The sequence below is a fragment of the Streptomyces sp. NPDC031100 genome (assembly GCF_055570785.1).
In genome coordinates, this window is the sequence record NZ_JBVIGN010000014.1 from 136,546 (window position 1) to 155,862 (window position 19,317).

General features: G+C 69.2%; 14 protein-coding genes. 11 read left to right on the top strand and 3 right to left on the bottom strand.

From position 1 onward, the window contains the following. Nucleotides 1-30: 30 nt before the first annotated feature. Entirely contained in the window at nt 31-852 is an 822-nt protein-coding gene (locus tag ACZ5DS_RS33555) for a 3-hydroxybutyrate dehydrogenase (RefSeq protein ID WP_468246080.1), read from the top strand. A 76-nt stretch (nt 853-928) separates the two neighbouring features. Beyond that, nucleotides 929-2,881, top strand: coding sequence for a helix-turn-helix domain-containing protein (locus ACZ5DS_RS33560; RefSeq protein WP_468246083.1), 1,953 nt, complete (start codon nt 929-931; stop codon nt 2,879-2,881). Between the two features lie 48 nt (nt 2,882-2,929). Here ACZ5DS_RS33560 and ACZ5DS_RS33565 read toward each other — a convergent pair whose 3' ends face one another. From ACZ5DS_RS33565 to ACZ5DS_RS33575, 3 genes are all read right to left on the bottom strand, one after another. Next, complete coding sequence (locus ACZ5DS_RS33565; protein ID WP_468246085.1) at nt 2,930-4,303, bottom strand: MFS transporter; 1,374 nt, start codon at nt 4,301-4,303, stop codon at nt 2,930-2,932. 607 nt (nt 4,304-4,910) lie between these two features. Then, nucleotides 4,911-5,528: a carbohydrate ABC transporter permease gene (locus tag ACZ5DS_RS33570; RefSeq protein WP_468246289.1), complete on the bottom strand. Its 618-nt coding sequence runs from the start codon at nt 5,526-5,528 to the stop codon at nt 4,911-4,913. 23 nt (nt 5,529-5,551) lie between these two features. Further along, nucleotides 5,552-6,982 carry an endo-1,4-beta-xylanase gene (locus tag ACZ5DS_RS33575; protein WP_468246087.1) on the bottom strand — a complete coding sequence of 477 codons (1,431 nt, stop codon included), beginning with the start codon at nt 6,980-6,982 and terminating at the stop codon, nt 5,552-5,554. Between the two features lie 775 nt (nt 6,983-7,757). On the opposite strand from ACZ5DS_RS33575, the gene ACZ5DS_RS33580 reads away from it, so the two are divergent. From ACZ5DS_RS33580 to ACZ5DS_RS33620, 9 genes are all read left to right on the top strand, one after another. After that, nucleotides 7,758-9,191, top strand: a complete 1,434-nt coding sequence (locus tag ACZ5DS_RS33580) for a non-reducing end alpha-L-arabinofuranosidase family hydrolase (RefSeq protein ID WP_468246090.1) — start codon at nt 7,758-7,760, stop codon at nt 9,189-9,191. Between the two features lie 395 nt (nt 9,192-9,586). Then, nucleotides 9,587-9,712, top strand: a complete 126-nt coding sequence (locus tag ACZ5DS_RS33585) for a hypothetical protein (RefSeq protein ID WP_468246092.1) — start codon at nt 9,587-9,589, stop codon at nt 9,710-9,712. 342 nt (nt 9,713-10,054) lie between these two features. After that, entirely contained in the window at nt 10,055-11,509 is a 1,455-nt protein-coding gene (locus ACZ5DS_RS33590) for a glycoside hydrolase family 30 protein (protein WP_468246094.1), read from the top strand. A gap of 236 nt (nt 11,510-11,745) precedes the next feature. Further along, complete coding sequence (locus tag ACZ5DS_RS33595; RefSeq protein WP_468246097.1) at nt 11,746-13,722, top strand: alpha-glucuronidase; 1,977 nt, start codon at nt 11,746-11,748, stop codon at nt 13,720-13,722. Nucleotides 13,723-13,794: 72 nt separating this feature from the next. Beyond that, on the top strand, nt 13,795-14,796 hold the full coding sequence (locus ACZ5DS_RS33600) for an acetylxylan esterase (protein ID WP_468246099.1): 1,002 nt from the start codon (nt 13,795-13,797) through the stop codon (nt 14,794-14,796). Nucleotides 14,797-14,921: 125 nt separating this feature from the next. Beyond that, nucleotides 14,922-15,983 (top strand): LacI family DNA-binding transcriptional regulator, encoded by a 1,062-nt coding sequence (locus ACZ5DS_RS33605; RefSeq protein ID WP_468246102.1) that lies wholly within the window; start codon nt 14,922-14,924, stop codon nt 15,981-15,983. A 125-nt stretch (nt 15,984-16,108) separates the two neighbouring features. After that, the gene (locus ACZ5DS_RS33610) at nt 16,109-17,440 is read left to right on the top strand and encodes an extracellular solute-binding protein (protein ID WP_468246104.1); all 1,332 of its coding nucleotides are present in this window, start codon (nt 16,109-16,111) and stop codon (nt 17,438-17,440) included. A 6-nt stretch (nt 17,441-17,446) separates the two neighbouring features. Further along, on the top strand, nt 17,447-18,433 hold the full coding sequence (locus ACZ5DS_RS33615; protein ID WP_468246106.1) for a carbohydrate ABC transporter permease: 987 nt from the start codon (nt 17,447-17,449) through the stop codon (nt 18,431-18,433). Continuing rightward, entirely contained in the window at nt 18,430-19,275 is an 846-nt protein-coding gene (locus ACZ5DS_RS33620; RefSeq protein WP_468246109.1) for a carbohydrate ABC transporter permease, read from the top strand. Before ACZ5DS_RS33615 ends, ACZ5DS_RS33620 begins: the two co-directional genes overlap by 4 nt. The last annotated feature ends 42 nt before the right edge of the window (nt 19,276-19,317 follow it).

Consider the following 19,317-nt stretch of genomic DNA (forward strand, 5'->3'; position numbering starts at 1 on the left):
CGATGGGTGGGCTCCGCTTAGGGTCGGCGCATGACCTCGTCCAGCCACCTGCCCGCCCCCCACCCTGCTGCCTCGCCCCTCTCCCTCGACCTCGGCGGCCGTACCGCCCTGGTCACCGGCGCCGCCAGCGGCATCGGCCGCGCCTGCGCGCTGCGGCTCGCCGCCGCCGGGGCCGAGGTCCAAGCCGTCGACCGGGACGCGGCGGGCCTGGCCGAGCTGGCGGAACAGGCCGAGCAGGACCGGGACCTCGCGGGCACGGTCGTACCCCGGGTCCTGGATCTCACCGACCTGGACGCCGCCGAGCGTGCCGCCGCCGGCACCGACGTCCTGGTCAACAACGCCGGACTGCAACTGGTCCGCCCCCTCGAGGACTTCCCACCCGACGCTTTCCACACCGTGCTGACCGTGATGCTGGAGGCGCCCTTCCGGCTCATCCGCGGTGCCCTCCCGCACATGTACGCGCAGGGCTGGGGCCGGATCGTCAATGTGTCCTCCGTCCATGGCCTGCGCGCCTCGGCCTTCAAGTCCGCCTATGTGGCCGCCAAACACGGCCTCGAAGGACTCTCCAAGACGGCCGCCCTGGAGGGCGCGCCCCACGGTGTGACCTCCAACTGTGTGAACCCGGCCTATGTGCGCACCCCACTGGTCGAGAAGCAGATCGCCGACCAGGCCCGGGCGCACGGCATCCCCGAGGAGCGCGTCCTGTCCGAGATCCTGCTCAAGGACAGCGCCGTCCGGCGGCTCATCGAACCGGAGGAGGTCGCCGCTGCCGTGGCCTACCTGTGCAGCCCTCAGGCCTCCTTCGTCACCGGCACCTCGCTGGTGCTGGACGGCGGCTGGACGGCCCACTGAGCGGGCCCGCGGCGCCCGGCCCGGGAGTTTTCCACAGGCTCGACGGGCCGAGCGGCCGATGCGGAATCCTGTGACCATGTCTCGCGATCACCTCCCGTCAGCCGAGCACCCCACCACCGGCGGCGCCGGCGGGGTGCCCGACGGCAGCGCGGCGGCCCCGTACCTCGACCTGCTGGCTCACGACGCCCCGGTGGAGGCGTACGAGCAGCCGGTGCTGCTCGCCCGCGCCGAGGGAGAACCGGCCGACCGGATCGCCGCGCTGGAGCGCGCCAAGTTCCTCGCCCTGCGGGTGCGTTCGGAGCTGGAAGGGCGCAGGCGGCGCGAAGCGGAACTGTCGGCGCTCTTCGAGACCGCCCACGACCTGGCCGGCCTCCGGGACGTGGACGCCGTCCTCCAGGCCATCGTGCAGCGCGCCCGCTCCCTGCTCGGCACGGACATCGCCTACCTCAGCCTGAACGACCCGGCGCGCGGCGACACCTACATGCGCGTGACGGAGGGCTCGGTCTCCGCCCGCTTCCAGCAACTGCGCCTCGGCATGGGCGAGGGGCTCGGCGGGCTGGTCGCCCAGACGGCGCGGCCGTACGTCACCGACGACTACTTCAAGGACGACCGCTTCCAGCACACCCTCGCCATCGACGCCGGCGTCCGCGACGAGGGCCTGGTCGCCATCCTCGGTGTCCCGCTGATGCTCGGCCCGCACGTCATCGGCGTCCTCTTCGCCGCGGACCGGCGGGCCCGGGTCTTCGAACGCGAGCAGATCGCCCTGCTCGGCTCCTTCGCCGCGCTCGCCGCCTCCGCCATCGACACCGCCAACCTCCTCACCGAGACCCGCTCCGCCCTCGCCGGACTCGAGCGCGCCAACGAGATCATCCGGGACCGCAGCGCCGTCATCGAGCGCGCCTCCGACGTGCACGACCGGCTCGCCGAACTCGTGCTGCGCGGCGGCGGGGTGCACGACGTGGCCGCGGCCGTCTCCGAGGTCCTCGACGGCACGGTCGAGTTCACCGAGGCCGTTACGGCACCTGCCGCGGCGCTGGAGGCATCCCGCGCCGACGGGCACGCCGTACTGCACGGAAGCGACTGGATCGCCGCGGTCGCCGCGGGCGGCGAACTCCTCGGCGCGCTGGTGCTGCACGGCCACCCCGGCCTCGATCCGGTCGACCAGCGCACCCTGGAACGCGCCGCGATGGTCACCTCGCTGCTCCTGCTGGCCCGCCGCTCCGCCGCCGAGGCCGAACAGCGGGTGCGGGGCGAGCTGCTGGACGACCTCCTGGACGTCCGCGACCGGGACCCGCGCCTGCTGCGCGAACGTGCGGCCCGCCTGCACGCCGACCTGGACGCCACCCACGTCGTCCTCGCCGCCCGCCTGGAGGGACCGGCGGGCGACGCCGACGAGGAAGCGGCCGCCCGCCGCCGCCTGTGGTCCGCCGCCTCCCACCTCGCCGCCACCCGGCAGGGCCTGGCGGCCGCCCGCGACGGCGGCACGGTCCTGCTGCTCCCGCTCACCACCGGCGACACCGCCACGGACCTCGCCCGCCGCACCGCACGCCACCTGGGCACGGCCGTCCACCAGCCCGTCACCGTCGGCGCCTCCGCCCCCTTCACCGACCTCGCCGCCCACCCCGACACGGTGGCCGCCGCCTATGCGGAAGGCCGGCGCTGCCTGGAGGCGCTGCACGTGCTCGGCCGTGACGGAGACGGCGCGGCGGCCGAGGACTTCGGCTTCCTCGGCCTGCTCCTCGCGGGCGAACGGGACATCGGCGGCTTCGTCGAGCGCACCATCGGCCCGGTCGCGGCCTACGACGAGCGCCGCGGCACCGAGCTGCTGTCCACCCTGGACGCGTACTTCGCCTGCGGGATGAGCCCGGCCCGCACCAAGGACGCACTCCATGTGCACGTGAACACGGTCGCCCAGCGGCTGGAGCGCGTGGGACGCCTCCTGGGCGCGGACTGGCAGACCCCGGCCCGCGCCCTGGAGATCCAACTCGCCCTGCGCCTGCACCGGTTGGCGGCTCCGAGACGCGACTGACCGGCCCCCGAACGGGGGGCCGGTCCTCGGCCCGAGCCGTCGCGCCGGTCAGACCGTCCGTGCCTCGGCCGCCCGACCGGCGGCGCGGTCGTCCTCCCCGGCCTCCACCCGGGCGAGATCCCGGTGCCGCGTCTCCCGGGCCACGCCCACGGCGATCAGCGTCAGCACGGACGCCGCGATCACATAGAGCGCGATCGGCGTCGAGCTGTCGTAGTCGGCGAGCAGCGCGGTGGCGATGAGCGGGGCGGGCGCACCGGCCGCCACCGAGGCGAACTGGGCACCGATGGAGGCACCGGAGTACCGCATCCGGGTGGCGAACATCTCCGCGAAGAAGGCTGCCTGGGGCGCGTACATGGCACCGTGCAGCACCAGCCCGACGGTCACGGCGAGTACCAGGTACCCGAACGCGCCGGTGTCGACGAGCGAGAAGAACGGGAACATCCACAGACCGACGCCGGCTGCGCCGAGCAGGTACACGGGACGTCGTCCGACGCGGTCGGAGAGCGCGCCCCAGACCGGGATCACGGCGAAGTGCAGGGCGGAACCGATGAGGACGGCGTTGAGCGCTGTCTGCTTGGACACGCCCGCGGACGTGGTGGCGTAGACGAGGATGAAGGCGGTGATCACGTAGTAGCTGATGTTCTCCGCCATGCGGGCACCCATGGCGACGAGCACGTCCCGCCAGTGGTGCCGCAGCACGGACACGAGCGGCGGTTGCTCCGCCTCCTCGGTCCGCCGGGACTCGGCCCGCTCCAACGCCTGCTTGAAGACGGGCGATTCATCGACGGAGAGACGAATCCACAAACCGACGATCACCAGCACACCGGAGAACAGGAACGGGATCCGCCAGCCCCAGGTGCCGAAGGCGTGGTCCGAGAGCACGGCGGTGAGCAGCGAGAGCACACCGGTCGCCAGCAACTGCCCTGCCGGTGCCCCCGTCTGTGGCCACGCGGCCCAGAAACCGCGCCGCCGCGCGTCCCCGTGTTCGGACACCAGCAGCACGGCGCCGCCCCACTCGCCACCGAGCGCGAATCCCTGCACCAGACGCAGCGCGGTCAGCAGCGCGGGCGCGGCGCTGCCGACGGTCGCGTGCGTCGGCAGCAGGCCGATGGCACACGTCGCCCCGCCCATCAGCAGAAGGCTCAGCACGAGCAGCTTCTTGCGCCCCAGCCGGTCTCCATAGTGTCCGAACACGAGGGCACCCAGCGGGCGGGCCGCGAATCCGACGGCATACGTCAGAAACGACAGGAGCGTCCCGACCAGCGGATCGGAGTCCGGAAAGAACAGCTTGTTGAACACCAGCGCGGCGGCGGAGCCGTACAGAAAGAAGTCGTACCACTCGATGGTGGTGCCGATGAGGCTGGCGGCGACGATTCTGGGGAGGCTGGCAGGGGGTGGGGGAGCGGTGGTTCCGGAGGCCATGTGCGCCACTTCCTCGTGTGCGGTGGGGACGGGTACGTGTCGGCACACGGTAGGAAGATGCAGGTCAGGGGCACATGTGGTGGGGCAACATAGTTTGGGGGTTGGCTATGCGCGCGGCCACCATGTCGGCTCATGGACGGGCGGTTCCAGGGCTCGAAGGTAGTCGAAACGAGTGCTGTCCGGGACGCGCAGTTCGGGGTGATTTGACGGTGCGGTGCTGACTCCCGTGCTGGTTTGGTGCTGACTAAAAGCCCACGTCATCACCCGTGTTCACCCCTCCCGTGCTGACTTGGTGCTGACTACGCTCCGTTGAACTCGGACGAACGATCCGTACAGACGGGGGTTGACGCTGCCGACGGCGAAGGCCGGGTGGAGGGTGAAGCGTGCGGGGGTGGTGCCGGGGTGGGACATAGCTGCCTTTCGGACAGGTCGAGAGAGGCGGATGCCGCTGGTCAAGGGGTTCGGGGCCCTTGCCGTACGGGGAGTGGAGCAGGCCGGTGCGCACGCCGCACCGAGCGCGGCAATGCGGGGAGAGGGCGCGCCGGGCGCACCGGCCGGCCGGTGAGGCGGCGACGGATCGGTCAGGGGTGCGAAGCGGGCTGTGCGCTCAGCCCTTGACTGCGCCGCTGAGCAGGCCGGACATGATGTGGCGTTGTACGGCGAGGAAGAAGATCACCATGGGGACCAGTGCCATGACGCTGAGGGTCAGGAAGGCCGGCCAGTCGACCTGGAACTGGCCGACCGGAGTGTAGACCCCCAGCACGATCGTGCTCTTGGCCGGGTCGCTGAGGTACACGCTGGGGGTGAAGAAGTCGTTCCAGATCCACATCGTCTGGAAGACCGCGACGGTGGCCAGGATGGGCTGGATCAGCGGCAGCACGACCCGCCAGAAGATCGGCCACGTACCGCAGCCGTCCAGTCGGACGGCCTCGATGACCTCGAACGGCAGGGTTGCCATGTAGCCCTGGATGACGAACCAGCGGAAGACAGATCCGCCGCTGTGGACGAGGACGAGTCCGTTCAGGTTGTTGACCAGGCCCAGTTTGACGAAGATCTGGTAGACCGGGGATCTGGTAGACCGGGATGAGCGTGGACTGGGCGGGCACGACGAACGCGAGCAGCAGGAGTTTGAGGGTGTTCGCGAACGCCGCGAGCGCCGGGACCTGGTGGAGGACCCGGCTGTCGGTGGAGAAATCCGGAAGCCGCACCGTAGGCCGTCATCGATTCACCCATTCGGTTGCAGGTCCATCAGGTGCGGGTCCAGCGTTGGTTGCTGCCGTTCGAGCAGGAGTAGAGCTGGACCAGGGTGCCGTTGGCGGTGCCCGCTGCGACGGCGTCGAGGCAGAGGCCGGACTGGACGCCGACGATCGATCCGTCGGAGTTGAGGCGCCATTTCTGGTTGTCGCCGCCCCAGCAGCTGTAGATCTGGGCTTTGGAGCCGTTGCCGGTGCCGGCCGCGTCCAGGCACTTGTTGCCGTAGACCCTGAGCTCGCCGGCGGCGGTGTACGTCCACTGCTGGTTGGTGCCGCTGTGGCAGTCCCACAGCTGGAGCTGGGTGCCGTCGGTGGTACCGGCGTTCGGTACGTCCAGGCAGCGGCCGGAACCGACGCCCTTGATCTGTCCGGAATCCGCAGGAGGCGTCGTGGAGCCGCCGTTGAGTGCGTTGAGGACGGCGGTGTAGGCGGGCTTCTTGCTGCCGTCGCCGTTGAACAGCAGCGGCGTGTCCCCCGATCGCCAGGAGTCGGTGTCGCGCACACCCCAGACGGTGATGCCGAGGCAGCGCGGGACGGCCAGGCAGTCGTTGGTCACGTCGGCGTAGGTCGACGCCGGAGCGCCCTGGATGTCGAGTTCGGTGATGGCCACGTCGACACCGAGGGCGGCGAAGTTCTGCAGCGTGGTGCGGAAGTTGCTGTTGTAGGGGCTGCCGCTGTTGAAGTGCGACTGGAAGCCGACGCAGTCGATCGGCACGCCGCGCTGCTTGAAGTCCCGGACCATGGCGTACACGGCCTGTGTTTTGGCCCAGGTCCAGTTCTCGATGTTGTAGTCGTTGTAGCAGAGCTTGGCCGCGGGGTCGGCGGCGCGCGCGGTGCGGAAGGCGACCTCGATCCAGTCGTTGCCGGTGCGCTGCAGGTTGGAGTCGCGCCGGGCTCCCGAACTGCCGTCGGCGAAGGCCTCGTTCACGACGTCCCACTGGACGATCTTGCCCTTGTAGTGGGTCATCACGCCGTTGATGTGGTCGATCATCGCCTGGCGCAGTGTGCTGCCGCTGAGGCTCTGCATCCAGCCGGGCTGCTGGGAGTGCCAGGCCAGGGTGTGGCCGCGCACCTGCTTGCCGTTCTGCACCGACCAGTTGTAAACGCGATCGGCGGAGGCGAAGTTGAACTGGCCCCGCTGCGGTTCGGTGGCGTCGATCTTCATCTCGTTCTCGGCCGTCACCATGTTGAACTCGCGGGCCGCGATCGACTTGTACGTCGAGTCGCCCAGCCTGCCCGAGGCGATGGCGGTGCCGAAGTAGCGGCCGCTCTGCGCCGCCGCGGCGCCGAGCGTGCTCTCGGCGGCGTGTGCGGCCGGCGGCGTGACCAGTGCGGCGGCCGCACCCAGGACGCCGACGACCAGCGCCAACAGCAGACCGCGGATCTTCCGGCGGACAACGGGTCTGGGAAGGGCATACAAGCCCATGACTGTGCCTCCAAGGTAGAAATCATGGAATGACTGAAAGCGGAGAGGAAAGCGTCGTCCGCTCCCACTCGGCACCGGGGGACCGCCACGTGGCGTCGCGTACCTCTCCAACTGCACGAAGAGCCGGGATGCGCTGGTGCGAACCTCACCGGAACGAATCGGGGTGGCGCAGGTGCTGTGCTGCGCGTATCTGTCGTGCGGCTGTGCGTGGAACTGGCGGTCAGTACGGATCCGCCGGGCCGAGGTGGTTCGAGATTGCAAACCACAGCCGGTGTCTCAGACAGGGATGTTGAAGTAATGACGATGGATCGTCAATACTCACCGCAGAAAAAGTTTCTGTTCTAGCCCGAAACTTTCGGAAACGGGTGAGTCGAACGGCGAACCCCGCGCGGTCGAGCGCGACGGCGCTCGGGGAACCGGTGTGTCACGGACGCTGGGGACACGACCTGCCGGGTGTCGGCACAGTCCGCGGGATCGCTCTGCTCCGGCATCAAGCTTGATGTGACTCCGACCTTTTGACGGTGTGACGTGCACGGGTTCGGGCATAGGGCCTATCAAATATTTCGACGTTGGTAGCGATACATGCGAGAAGCGTTGACGCCGTGCACCGGTTTCCTATCATGCAGGTTGCTCGACACTTCGACCTTTGTTCGGCATTGCGAACACCTCGGAGTGCTGCATCGCAAAGCCGGGCAACTCCGGGTCACACCGACAGTCCGGACAGCCTCTGACGAGGGCCACCCGGAAACACCTACTCAAGGTTGAGGAAGTCCGCATGCACAGTGGAAGTTTCAGCCGCAGGTATCCGTCTGGGGTGCTCGGCGCCCTGGTTGGGGTCCTGGCCGCGTTGGCGGCGATGCTCGTCGCTGCCCCGGCTCAGGCGGCTTCGAGTGGCGCCTTGCGTGGTGCTGGTTCCGGCCGGTGTCTCGATGTGCCGAACTCCAGCCAGGCCGACGGCGCGTACCTGCAGATCTGGGACTGCTCGGGCGGGACCAACCAGCAGTGGACGTTGACCGACAACAACCAGCTCACCGTGTACGGCAACAAGTGCCTGGATGTTCCGGGCCACGCCACCGCGGCCGGCACCCGGGTGCAGATCTGGACCTGTAGCGGGGGTGCGAACCAGCAGTGGCGGGTGAACTCCGACGGCACGGTCGTCGGCGTGGAGTCAGGTCTGTGCCTGGACGTGACGGGCTCGGGTACCGCCAACGGCACGGCGGTGGAGATCTGGACGTGCAACGGCGGCAGCAACCAGAAGTGGACCGGCCTGACCGGGACGCCGCCGACGGACGGCTCATGTTCCCTCCCCTCGACGTACCGGTGGACGTCGTCGGGTGTGCTGGCGCAGCCGGCGAACGGGTGGACCGCGGTCAAGGACTTCACCACCGTGACGTACAACGGCAAGCACCTGGTCTACGCGTCGAACGTCTCGGGGTCGTCGTACGGCTCGATGATGTTCGGTCCCTTCACGAACTGGTCGGACATGGCGTCGGCCGGCCAGACCGGCATGAGCCAGGCCGCGGTGGCGCCCACGCTGTTCTACTTCGCGCCCAAGAACATCTGGGTGCTGGCGTACCAATGGGGTGCCTGGCCCTTCATCTACCGCACGTCGAGCGACCCGACCAACCCCAACGGCTGGTCCGCGCCGCAGCCGCTGTTCACCGGCAGCATCCCCCGCACCGAATCCGCCACCGGCCCGATCGACCAGACCCTGATCGCCGACGGCCAGAACATGTACCTGTTCTTCGCCGGCGACAACGGCAAGATCTACCGGGCGAGCATGCCGATCGGGAACTTCCCGGGCAACTTCGGCTCGTCGTACACGACGGTCATGAGCGATTCGACGAAGAACCTGTTCGAGGCGCCGCAGGTCTACAAGGTTCAGGGCCAGAACCAGTACCTCATGATCGTCGAGGCTCGGGGTGCGAACGAGCAGCGCTACTTCCGCTCGTTCACCGCCACCAGCCTGAGCGGTTCCTGGACCCCGCAGGCCGTCGGCGAGAGCAACCCCTTCGCGGGCAAGGCCAACAGCGGTGCCACCTGGACCAACGACATCAGCCATGGTGACCTGGTCCGCAACAACCCCGACCAGACCATGACCATCGATCCCTGCCACCTGCAGTTCCTCTACCAGGGCAAGTCCCCCACCGCGGGCGGCCCGTACGACCAGCTGCCGTGGCGGCCGGGCGTCCTCACCCTGCAGCGCTGAACCGTCTGATCCATGGCGATCGCGATGTGATGCGGTCCGCCGACGCGTGGACGAGCGGTTCACGGAGTGGGTGACTCCATGCGCTGACCGATACGCACCGCCCCGAGGAACCCCAGCCGTGCGTCAGCTGGGGTTCCTCCCGCCCCCCGTGCCGTTGTCGCGGCCCCTGTGCTCCGCCGGCGTCAGTGCGGCGCTGAGCAGAATGGTCGGTTCGTCAGCGCCGCTGTGACGTTGAGACTGGGGCGGGCTGCGACGGGACGGCTTCCGCAGCGGCGCGGGTGAGCGCGGCCGCTTCTTCCGCACTCGGCCAGGACGCGTCCTCGGGGCGCGAGGGAAGCCGCAGCCGCAGCAGGATTCCAACCAGCACACTGGCGGCTCCCTTTGGCGAGGCACTCGTGGGGTACCGGCTGAGCCCGCACGCGACCCCGGTAGTGGTCCTGTCCAACGGCGGCGTCCTGGCCGAGGTCCACGCCGACTCAGCGGTCAGGCTGGCACCCGTGACCCGGGACGCCCTGGTCTGACGCTGCCGGGCCGACGGTGAGGGGGTGAAAACGGCCGGGACCCGTGATCCGAGCGGGTGCCGACAGCCGACGCTGGGCCGCCCGCAGTGCTTCCCCGGCAGGAGCCCGCTCCCGGGAGGTTGTACGCGGTAATGACGGGACGCGGCTGGAGAAGGCTGGGGTGCCTGTCCGCCGGCGTGGACACCGGGCAAGGGCATACCCGACCTCGGGCCGAATTTGTTAAGTGCCTTGACAGATTGGTCGCCGCTGGCGACGGTACCTGGAGCACGACGCACGTCTACCACCCACCGCACCGCACGCCCCTCTGGAACCACAGGTTCACCGGACTACGGGAGCACATGGATGCCGTCGAAGCTCAGGCCCCGCCGCCTCACCCTGCTCGCCTCCGCCCTGACGCTGGCCTCGGCCGCGCTCGCCCTGCCCGGGGCCCCGGCAAGCGCCGACACCGCGCCCGGAAGCATCGACTTCTCGGTACGCCACCAGCGCATCGACGGCTTCGGCGTCGCGCAGGCCTTCCAGCGCGCCGCCGTCATCCATGGCCTGAAGGGCCTGTCTGCCGAGAAGGGCGACGAGATCGTCAAGCTGCTCTTCTCGCGGGAGGACGGCGCGGGCCTGAGCATGCTGCGCCTCGGCGTCGGCTCGTCCACGGACGAGGTGTACGACCACATGCGGACCATCGCCCCGAACGCGCCCGCGAGCCCCGACGATCCGCTGACGTACACCTGGGACGGAAAAGATGGCGGTCAGGTCTGGCTCGCCAAGGAGGCCCGGAAGTACGGGGTGAAGCGGTTCATCGCGGATGCGTGGAGCGCCCCCGCGTACATGAAGGACAACAACTCCGACTCGGACGGCGGCACCCTGTGCGGAGTCGTCGGCACCGACTGCGCAACCGGCGACTGGCGCACCGCGTACGGCAAGTACCTCGCCCAGTACGTGAAGTTCTACAAGCGAGAGGGCATCCGCATCACCGACCTGGACTTCACCAACGAGCCCGACTGGCAGGCGTCGTACGCCTCCATGCTCTTCACCCCCGCACAGGCCGCCGATGCGGTGAAGGCGATCGGCCCGGTGCTGCGCGCCGAGGCCCCCGGCACCAAGCTGTACTGCTGCGACAGTTTCGGCTGGAACCAGGGGAAGGCGTACGCGGCCGCCATCGCGGCCGACCCGGCTGCCGAGAAGGAGGTGGCCGCGTACAGCGCCCACGGCTATGCCTCCGCCGCCACCAGCCCGCTGATCGACAGTGACAAGCCGGCGTGGATGTCGGAGTGGGCGGGCAGCGGCGTCTGGCCGAGCAAGTGGGACGACGGCACGAACGCGGCCGGTCTGTACGTGGCCGAGAACATCCACAACGCCCTCGCCCAGGCCGACGCCTCCGCCTACCTCTTCTGGCTCGGAGCCTCGATCGGCGACACCGGCGCGCTCATCCGCATGGACGGCGACAGCTACATGGTCTCCACACGGCTGCGGGCGATGACCGCGTTCAGCCGGTTCATCCGTCCCGGTGCAGTCCGCGTGGAGGCTTCCTCCGGCGACGAGGCGGTGCTCGCGTCGGCGTACCGGAACACGGACGGGACCGACGTGGCCGTCCTCATCAACACCGGTACCCAGGCCACGACGACGGACATGGCCCTGAAGGCGGCGAAGGGACGGCAGGTGACCGGATACCTCACTGACGGCGATCACGACACGAGGGCGGTGGAGGGCCTCGCACAGGTCGCGGACGGACATCTGATGGCGAAACTCCCGGCCCGTTCGGTCGTCACCGTGGTCCTGGATCCGGGCCGGCCCCAGGGCTGACACCGGTTCGTCCCCGGGCTGAAGCGACAGGACGGCGTCGAGTGCCGTCCTGAGGAACAAGCAGGCGAACTGCGCTGAACAGCCGGGGGACGACGACGAGCACAACCACTCCGCGAACCGACTGTCCTCACCTTCGACGCCGAACGTACAGGAAGGATCCGCCCCGAAATGACCAGCAGCGATCCCGGAGCCGTCGAGGGCGCCCTCGGCATCATGGCCCTTGAGGCGGCGGCGTCATGACCACCGTCGATATAGATCCTGCCTGGCTGCCTGACGAGGCACTGCGCGGCGTGGGGACACGGCGGGTGTGCGTGCGCGGCGAAGGACTGCTCGTCGACACCGTACGGGCTGAAGTCGGCCGTGCATGCCGGGAGTTCGGTGGCAGCGATGACGCGGACGACGCGGCGTGCGACCTGCTGCTGCAGGTGGCCGCCGGCGGTGACGACGGACCCGAGGGGTTCACGGTGACACGGACCGCGCGGCACACCACCGTCACCGCCGCCGCCCCGGCCGGGCTCCTCCACGGCTTCTTCCACATCGTACGGATCGGCGAGGCCGCGTTCACGGAAGGCCCCGACGAGACCCACCGCCCCGCCCTCGCCCTGCGCATGCTGGACCACTGGGACAACGTCGACGTGCACCCCGTGATGGGGCAGGTCGAGCGAGGCTATGCGGGCGGCTCGCTGTTCTGGCGGGACGGACGGCCGCGAGGTGACCGCTCCAGGATCCGCGCGTACGCAAGGCTGCTCGCCTCCTGCGGCATCAACGCGCTCGCGGTCAACAACGTCAACGTCCACGCGAGCGAGACCCGCCTGCTCACCGAACAGTTCGTGGAAGTGGCCGCCATTGCGGCCGAGTTGAGGCCGTACGGCATCCGAACCCACCTCTCCGTGAACTTCGCCGCACCCCTCCAGCTCGGCGATCTCGACACCGCCGATCCGCTCGACGAGGGTGTGCGTGCGTGGTGGCGCGAGGCGACCGACCGGGTCTACGCGCTGGTCCCCGACTTCGGCGGTTTCGTCGTCAAGGCCGATTCGGAGGGGCAGCCGGGCCCGTTCGCCTACGGACGCAGCCACGCCGACGGCGCGAACCTCCTGGCCGGCGCGCTCGCCCGGCACGGCGGCACCGTCCACTGGAGGGCCTTCGTCTACGACCACCGACAGGACTGGCGCGACCGCTCGACAGACCGGGCGCGCGCCGCGTACGACCATTTCGCCCCGCTGGACGGTCAGTTCGCGGACAACGTCATCCTTCAGGTCAAGCACGGGCCGATGGACTTCCAGGTCCGCGAACCCGTCTCGCCCGTGATCGGCACCCTGCCCCGCACCCGCGTCGCCGTCGAGCTGCAGGTCACCCAGGAGTACACGGGCCAGCAGCGGCATGTCTGCGCGCTCGCGCCGATGTGGTCCCAGGTACTCGCCTTCCGGCCGGAGGGGGAGGGCGGCCTCACGGTCGGGCAACTGGTTGCCGGCGGAGGTCTCGTGGCGGTGGCGAACGTCGGTGACGACCCCTTCTGGACCGGCCACCCCCTTGCCCAGGCCAACCTCTACACCTACGGCCGCCTCGCCTGGGACCCGACCGCAGATACAGTTCAACTTCTCGACGAATGGGTGGAGTTGACGTTCACGCCGGATCTCACCGGTGACCCCGAGCGGCTGCGCTCCGGGCTTCGGGCGGTGTTGCACGGTTCCTGGGCCACGTACGAGAAGTACACCGCGCCCCTCGGCGTCGGCTTCATGGTGCAGCCCGGACACCACTACGGGCCGAGCGTCGACGGCTACGAGTACAGCACATGGGGGACGTACCACTTCGCCGACCGCGACGGCATCGGCGTCGACCGCAGCCGGGCCACCGGCACCGGATACGCCGGGCAGTACGCGAAGCCGTGGGCGGACACGTACGAGCGGGTGGAGAGCTGCCCCGACGAGCTGCTGCTCTTCTTCCACCATGTGCCGTACAGGCATGTGCTGCACAGCGGCAAGACCGTCGTGCAGCACATCTACGACACTCATTTCGAGGGAGTCGAGGAGGTCGAGGCCGCCCGCGAGGCCTGGGCCGCACTCGCCGAGCTGGTCTCGCCCGCCCGGCACACTCGGGTGACCGAGCTGTACGAGGAGCAGCTGCGCTGCGCCCGCGAGTGGCGGGACCAGGTCAACAGCTACTTCCTGCGCAAGTCCGGGGTGCCGGACGCGCACGGCAGGCGCATCTACTGAAGCCGCACCCGACCCCGGCCAATGGGTGTCGCACATGAGGGAGTTGGCTCCCCAGACCCGTGTGAGGTGTCCGTGCCCGCCGTCGATCTCCCCCTGGACCAGCTCGAACGCCACCGCCCACCCCTCGACGAACCCGCCGACTTCGACACCTTCTGGCAGACCACCCTGAAAGCCGCCGAGCATCCGCAGCCGGTCGTCAGTGCCGAACGGATCGACAGCGGGCTGCGGCTCGTCGAGACATGGGACGTGACGTTCCGCGGATTCGCCGGCGACCCGATCAGCGCCTGGTACACCCGGCCCGCCGGCACAGACGGCCAACTCTTGCCCGCCGTCGTGGAGTTCGCCGGGTACGGTCGCGGCCGCGGCCTCCCGCACGAGCGGCTCACCTGGGCGAACGCCGGATACGCACACCTGCTCATGGACAACCGCGGCCAGGGCGACCAGTACGGCAGTGGCGGCGCGACCCCCGACCCGCACGCGAACGCGCCGGGTGGCCCCGGCGCCATCGTGCGCGGCATCCTCGACCCGCACGACCACCACTACCGGCGGCTGATCACCGACGCGGTGTGCTCCGTCGCCGCGCTGCGCACGCTGCCCGGTGTCGTCGCGGACCGGGTCGCGGCCGTCGGCAACAGTCAGGGTGGGGGAGTGGCCCTCGCGGTCGCGGGACTCGTCCCGGATCTGGCGGCCGTGCTGGTCAGCGCGCCGCTGCTGTGTGGCATCCGGCGCGCCCTGGACCTCACCGACGACGGGCCCTACGGAGAGGTCGCCGCCTATCTGGCCGTGCACCGGGGCGCCGAGAGGGCCGCGTACCGGACGCTGGCGTACGTCGAGGGGATCTCCTTTGCGCGCCGTGCGTACGCTCCCGCCCACTTCGGGGTCGGCCTGCGCGACACGGTCTGCCCGCCCAGTGGCGCGTACGCTGCATACCACCGCTACGGCGAGCTGACCGGCCACGATCCCGCGCGGGAGATTCACGCGTATCCGTTCAACGGGCACGAGCACGGGGACGCCACGCATACGCGGCGGCAACTTGCCTGGCTGCATGCGGTGCTGGACGGTGGGCAGGCGTAGATTCGAGCCCGCACGTTCGACGAGCCGGACGGACGCTGCCTCGACCGCGAGTAGGCCGGTGGCATGTTCTACGCTTTCCGGAAGATGCGCGGAAGTTTTCCGGACGCAGAGCTACGGAGGTGGGGATGGTGGCCCCGGACGGCGCCCAGCACAAGACAGCCACGCGGAGCTCGGACGGGCCGGCCAAGGTGACGATCACCGAGATCGCGCGGGAGGCCGGGGTCTCGGTGCCGACCGTCTCACGGGTCGTCAACGGACGTTCGGACGTGTCGCCGGCCACCCGGGCGAGGGTCGAGGACCTGCTGCAACGGCACGGCTACCGGCGCCGCCCGCCCGCCCCCGGTGCCCGGCCGGTTCTGCTCGACCTGGTCTTCAACGACCTCGACAGCCCCTGGGCCGTGGAGATCATCCGCGGGGTCGAAGAGGTCACGCACGAGTCGGGCGTGGGGACGGTGGTCTCCGCGATCCACAACCGGGCGGACGCGGCCCGGCAGTGGATGACGAATCTACGGGCCCGCGCGTCGGACGGCGTGATTCTCGTGACCTCCGTCCTGGAGCCGAGACTCCACGACGAACTGCGGCGTCTGGGCGTGCCGCTGGTGGTGATCGACCCGGCCGGCTCGTCCGCGTCCGAGGAACCGACCATCGGCGCCACCAACTGGGCGGGCGGCATGGCCGCGACCGAGTACCTGCTGGGCCTGGGGCACCGCAGGATCGGCTTCATCGAGGGTCCGTCCCGCCTGATGTGCTCACGGGCCAGGCTCGACGGCTACCGGGCCGCGCTCGACATCGCCGGAGTACCGGTCGACGGCGAACTGATCGTGCCCGGCGACTTCTACCACGAGTCCGGGTTCACCGGCTGCAACCAGCTGCTCGACCTGGACGACCCGCCGACCGCCGTGTTCGCGGCCAGTGATCAGATGGCGCTCGGCGCGATGGAGGCACTGCGCCGCCGAGGGCTGCGTGTGCCCGAGGACATGAGCGTCGTCGGTTTCGACGATCTGCCGGAGATGCGCTGGGCGTCGCCGCCTCTGACGACGGTCCGCCAGCCGCTGTCCGACATGGGCAAGCTGGCGGCACGGGTCGTCCTGGACCTGGCCCGGTCCGTCGTACCCGCGTCACCACGTGTGGAACTCGCCACTGAGCTGGTGGTCCGGGCGAGCACCGCGCCGCCGCGCCGGGCGTAGCGGAAGATAGCCCTCCGGGGGTGTCAACGGCCCATTTTGTTAAGGGCGTTGACACCCCCGACGCATGCCCGTAACTTGCGTGGCCATGTCCCGATAAGTTTCGTAGAACTTCCGGAAGGTGTGCCATGTCAACCTTCGACCGTGCCGCTGCAATCGCCTCCAGCGCCGCGTCATCTGCCTTCTCCCGCCGCCGGTTCCTGGGGACCGCGACAGCGGCGGGCCTGGGCGCGGCCGGTCTGTCCGCCTGCTCGGACGACTCGGGCACCACCGACAGCAAGGGTCGTACTGTCGTGGAGTGGTGGAACATCCAGACCACCGAGCCGTCCAAGAGCGTCTGGCCCGAGCGGGCCAAGGCGTTCGAGGCCGAGCACCCCGACGTGCACATCAAGCTCGTCACGCTGGAGAACGATGCCTACAAGTCGAAGATGACGGCGCTGACCAGTTCCGGAAAGCTTCCGGACATCTATCACACGTGGGGTGGCGGCGTTCTCAAGCAGCAGATCGACGCGGGCCTCGTCGAGGACCTCACCGACACCGTCAAGCCCATGGCCGGCACCCTCGTCGGGGTCTCCGCAAAAGCCTACGAGTTCGACGGCAAGTCGTACGCGATGCCCTTCGACATCGGCGGCGTCGGCTTCTGGTACAACAAGGCGCTCTTCAAGCAGGCCGGTATCCCGTCCCCGCCCGCCACCTGGGACGACTATCTGGACGCCGTGAAGAAGCTGAAAAGCGCCGGGATCACGCCCATCGCCCTGGCGGGCAAGGAGAAGTGGCCCGGCATGTACTTCTGGGCCTACCTGGCGATGCGTATCGCCGGTGTCGACGGCATGCAGAAGGCCGCTGACGCCAAGGACTTCACCGGCGACGACTTCGTCAAGGCCGGTGAACGCCTCAAGGAGCTCATCGCCCTTCAGCCGTTCCAGAAGGGCTTCCTCGGCGCCGCGTACTCCACGCCCAACGGCGAGGCCGCGGCCATGGGCAACGGCAAGGCCGCGATGGAGCTGATGGGCCAGTGGGCGCCGGTCGTGCAGGCCGACGCGGGCAAGGGCATCGGCGAGGACCTCGGGTTCTTCACCTTCCCGACCGTCGCGGGAGGCAAGGGCGCCGCAACCGACATCTTCGGCGGAGGCGGCGGCTACGCCGTGCGCAAGGGTGCGCCCAAGGCGGCCGCCGACTTCCTGAAGTTCTTCTTGTCGACCGAGTCCGACAAGATCCTCGTGTCCAAGGGCTCGATGATGCCCGTCGTGAAGGACGCCACCGGCTCCCTCACCGACCCCAACCTCAAGCTCGTCTCCGCCGCCCTGGACAAGGCGACCGGATTCCAGCTCTACCTCGACCAGGCCTACCCGCCTGCCGTCGGTCAGGAGGTCAACGACTCGGTCGCCGCCCTCATCGCCGGCGCCAAGTCACCAGAGCAGGTGGCGCGTTCCATCACCCAGGTCGCCAAGAGCCAGTAGTCCACGATGACCTCGACCCAGATCAACGAGGCACCAGCTCGCGCCAAGGCACCGGCGGCACCGGCACACAACCGGCGACCGCTGGTGCGCCGGGTCCGGGACTGGCTGACCGCCTTCTCCTTCACCGTGCCCGCCCTCGTTCTGTTCGCCCTCTTCGTCCTCACGCCGATCCTCTACGCGCTGTACGTCAGCTTCTTCAACTGGGGCGGATTCGGAACGCCTTCGGACTTCGTCGGCACCGACAACTACACCCGCTTGTTCGACGACCCGGTCTTCCTCGGCGACCTGTGGCGCGGCCTGCTCCTGGTCGTGTTCTCCGTCGGCCTGCAGCTTCCGTTCGCGCTCGCCATGGCCGTCCTGCTCAACCAGAAGCTGCGTGGCCGTGCCGTCTACCGGATGCTGTTCTTCGCGCCGTACGTCCTGTCCGAGGTCATCACCGGCGTCCTGTTCTCCATGATCTTCGCGCCGGACGACGGACTCGCCGACAAGGTGCTCGGCTCGATCGGCCTCGACAGCCTCGGCGGTCTCTGGTTCGCCGACCAGGACTGGGTGCTGCCCACCCTGTTCCTCGTCATGATGTGGAAGTACTTCGGCTTCCACATGATGCTGTACCTGGCCGGCCTGCAGGGCATCCCCGCCGAGCTGCACGAGGCGGCCCGGATCGACGGCGCAGGTCCCTGGCAGCGCTTTTGCAACATCACCCTGCCGCTGCTCGGACCGACCATCCGCATCAGCGTCTTCCTGTCCGTGATCGGCGCCATCCAGCTCTTCGACCTGGTGTGGGTCACCACCCAGGGCGGCCCCGACCACCACTCCGAGACGATGGCCGTCACCCTTTTCCAGTTCGGCTTCAAGCGCTACCAGATCGGCTATGCCAGCGCGATGAGCATCGCCATGTTCCTCATCAGCCTCGTCTTCGCCCTCGCCTACCAGCGGTTCGTGCTGCGCCGTGACACCGAAGGAGCCCTCACCACCATGCGAGGCAACCGATGAGCGGCCTGACACCCGCAGCCCGCCGGCGGCTGCGCTCCACACCGCTGTACGTCATCGTGTGGCTGGTCGGCGTCGTCATGGTCACCCCGCTCCTGTACGCGCTGGTGTCCGGCTTCAAGTCCACCGACCAGCTCTCCCAGAACGCCTTCGGGCTGCCCTCGCCCTGGGTCGTGTCCAACTACACGGACATCCTGGCCGACAGCTCGTTCTGGCGGATGCTCGGCTCGTCCACGCTGGTCGCCGTCGGCACCACAGCCCTCACCGTCGGCACCGCCGCGCTCGCGGCGTTCGCGCTCGCCCGGTTCGCCTTCAAAGGAAGGGAGTTGATGTTCACTCTCTTCGCCGTCGGGCTGATGTTCCCGTTCGCCGTGGCGATCCTGCCGCTGTTCATCCTGCTGCGCACATTCGGGCTGCTCGACAACCCGTGGGGCGTGATCCTGCCACAGGCCGCGTTCGGTCTGCCCATGACCATCGTCATCCTGCGCGGCTTCTTCCGGGAGATCCCCGGCGAGCTGGAGGAGGCCGCCACGCTCGATGGCTGCTCCCCGTTCGGCTTCTTCTGGCGGATCCTGCTGCCGATGGCGCGGCCTGCGCTCGGCACCGTCTCCGTCCTCGCCATCGTCGGCAGCTGGAACAACTTCCTGCTCCCGCTGCTCGTCTTCAGCGAACCCACCTGGTGGACGATCCCCGTCGGCGTCCAACAGTTCCAAGGCCAGTACGCCGCAGACATCGCCCGCGTCTTCGCGTACCTCGTCCTCGCCATGGTGCCCGCGCTCGGCTTCTACGCGGTGGCCGAACGGCAGTTGATCGGCGGCATCACGATGGGCGCGACCAAGAGCTGACGGCGCCGTCACCCATCAACCGGCCTACTCTCTACTGCACTT

What these genes read in the sequence shown, in the direction of transcription:
- ACZ5DS_RS33555 (WP_468246080.1), top strand. Translation starts at nt 31, where the DNA reads ATGACCTCGTCCAGCCACCTGCCCGCCCCCCACCCTGCTGCCTCGCCC.
- ACZ5DS_RS33560 (WP_468246083.1), top strand. Translation starts at nt 929, where the DNA reads ATGTCTCGCGATCACCTCCCGTCAGCCGAGCACCCCACCACCGGCGGC.
- ACZ5DS_RS33565 (WP_468246085.1), bottom strand. Translation starts at nt 4,303, where the DNA reads ATGGCCTCCGGAACCACCGCTCCCCCACCCCCTGCCAGCCTCCCCAGA.
- ACZ5DS_RS33575 (WP_468246087.1), bottom strand. Translation starts at nt 6,982, where the DNA reads ATGGGCTTGTATGCCCTTCCCAGACCCGTTGTCCGCCGGAAGATCCGC.
- ACZ5DS_RS33580 (WP_468246090.1), top strand. Translation starts at nt 7,758, where the DNA reads ATGCACAGTGGAAGTTTCAGCCGCAGGTATCCGTCTGGGGTGCTCGGC.
- ACZ5DS_RS33590 (WP_468246094.1), top strand. Translation starts at nt 10,055, where the DNA reads ATGCCGTCGAAGCTCAGGCCCCGCCGCCTCACCCTGCTCGCCTCCGCC.
- ACZ5DS_RS33595 (WP_468246097.1), top strand. Translation starts at nt 11,746, where the DNA reads ATGACCACCGTCGATATAGATCCTGCCTGGCTGCCTGACGAGGCACTG.
- ACZ5DS_RS33605 (WP_468246102.1), top strand. Translation starts at nt 14,922, where the DNA reads ATGGTGGCCCCGGACGGCGCCCAGCACAAGACAGCCACGCGGAGCTCG.
- ACZ5DS_RS33610 (WP_468246104.1), top strand. Translation starts at nt 16,109, where the DNA reads ATGTCAACCTTCGACCGTGCCGCTGCAATCGCCTCCAGCGCCGCGTCA.
- ACZ5DS_RS33615 (WP_468246106.1), top strand. Translation starts at nt 17,447, where the DNA reads ATGACCTCGACCCAGATCAACGAGGCACCAGCTCGCGCCAAGGCACCG.
- ACZ5DS_RS33620 (WP_468246109.1), top strand. Translation starts at nt 18,430, where the DNA reads ATGAGCGGCCTGACACCCGCAGCCCGCCGGCGGCTGCGCTCCACACCG.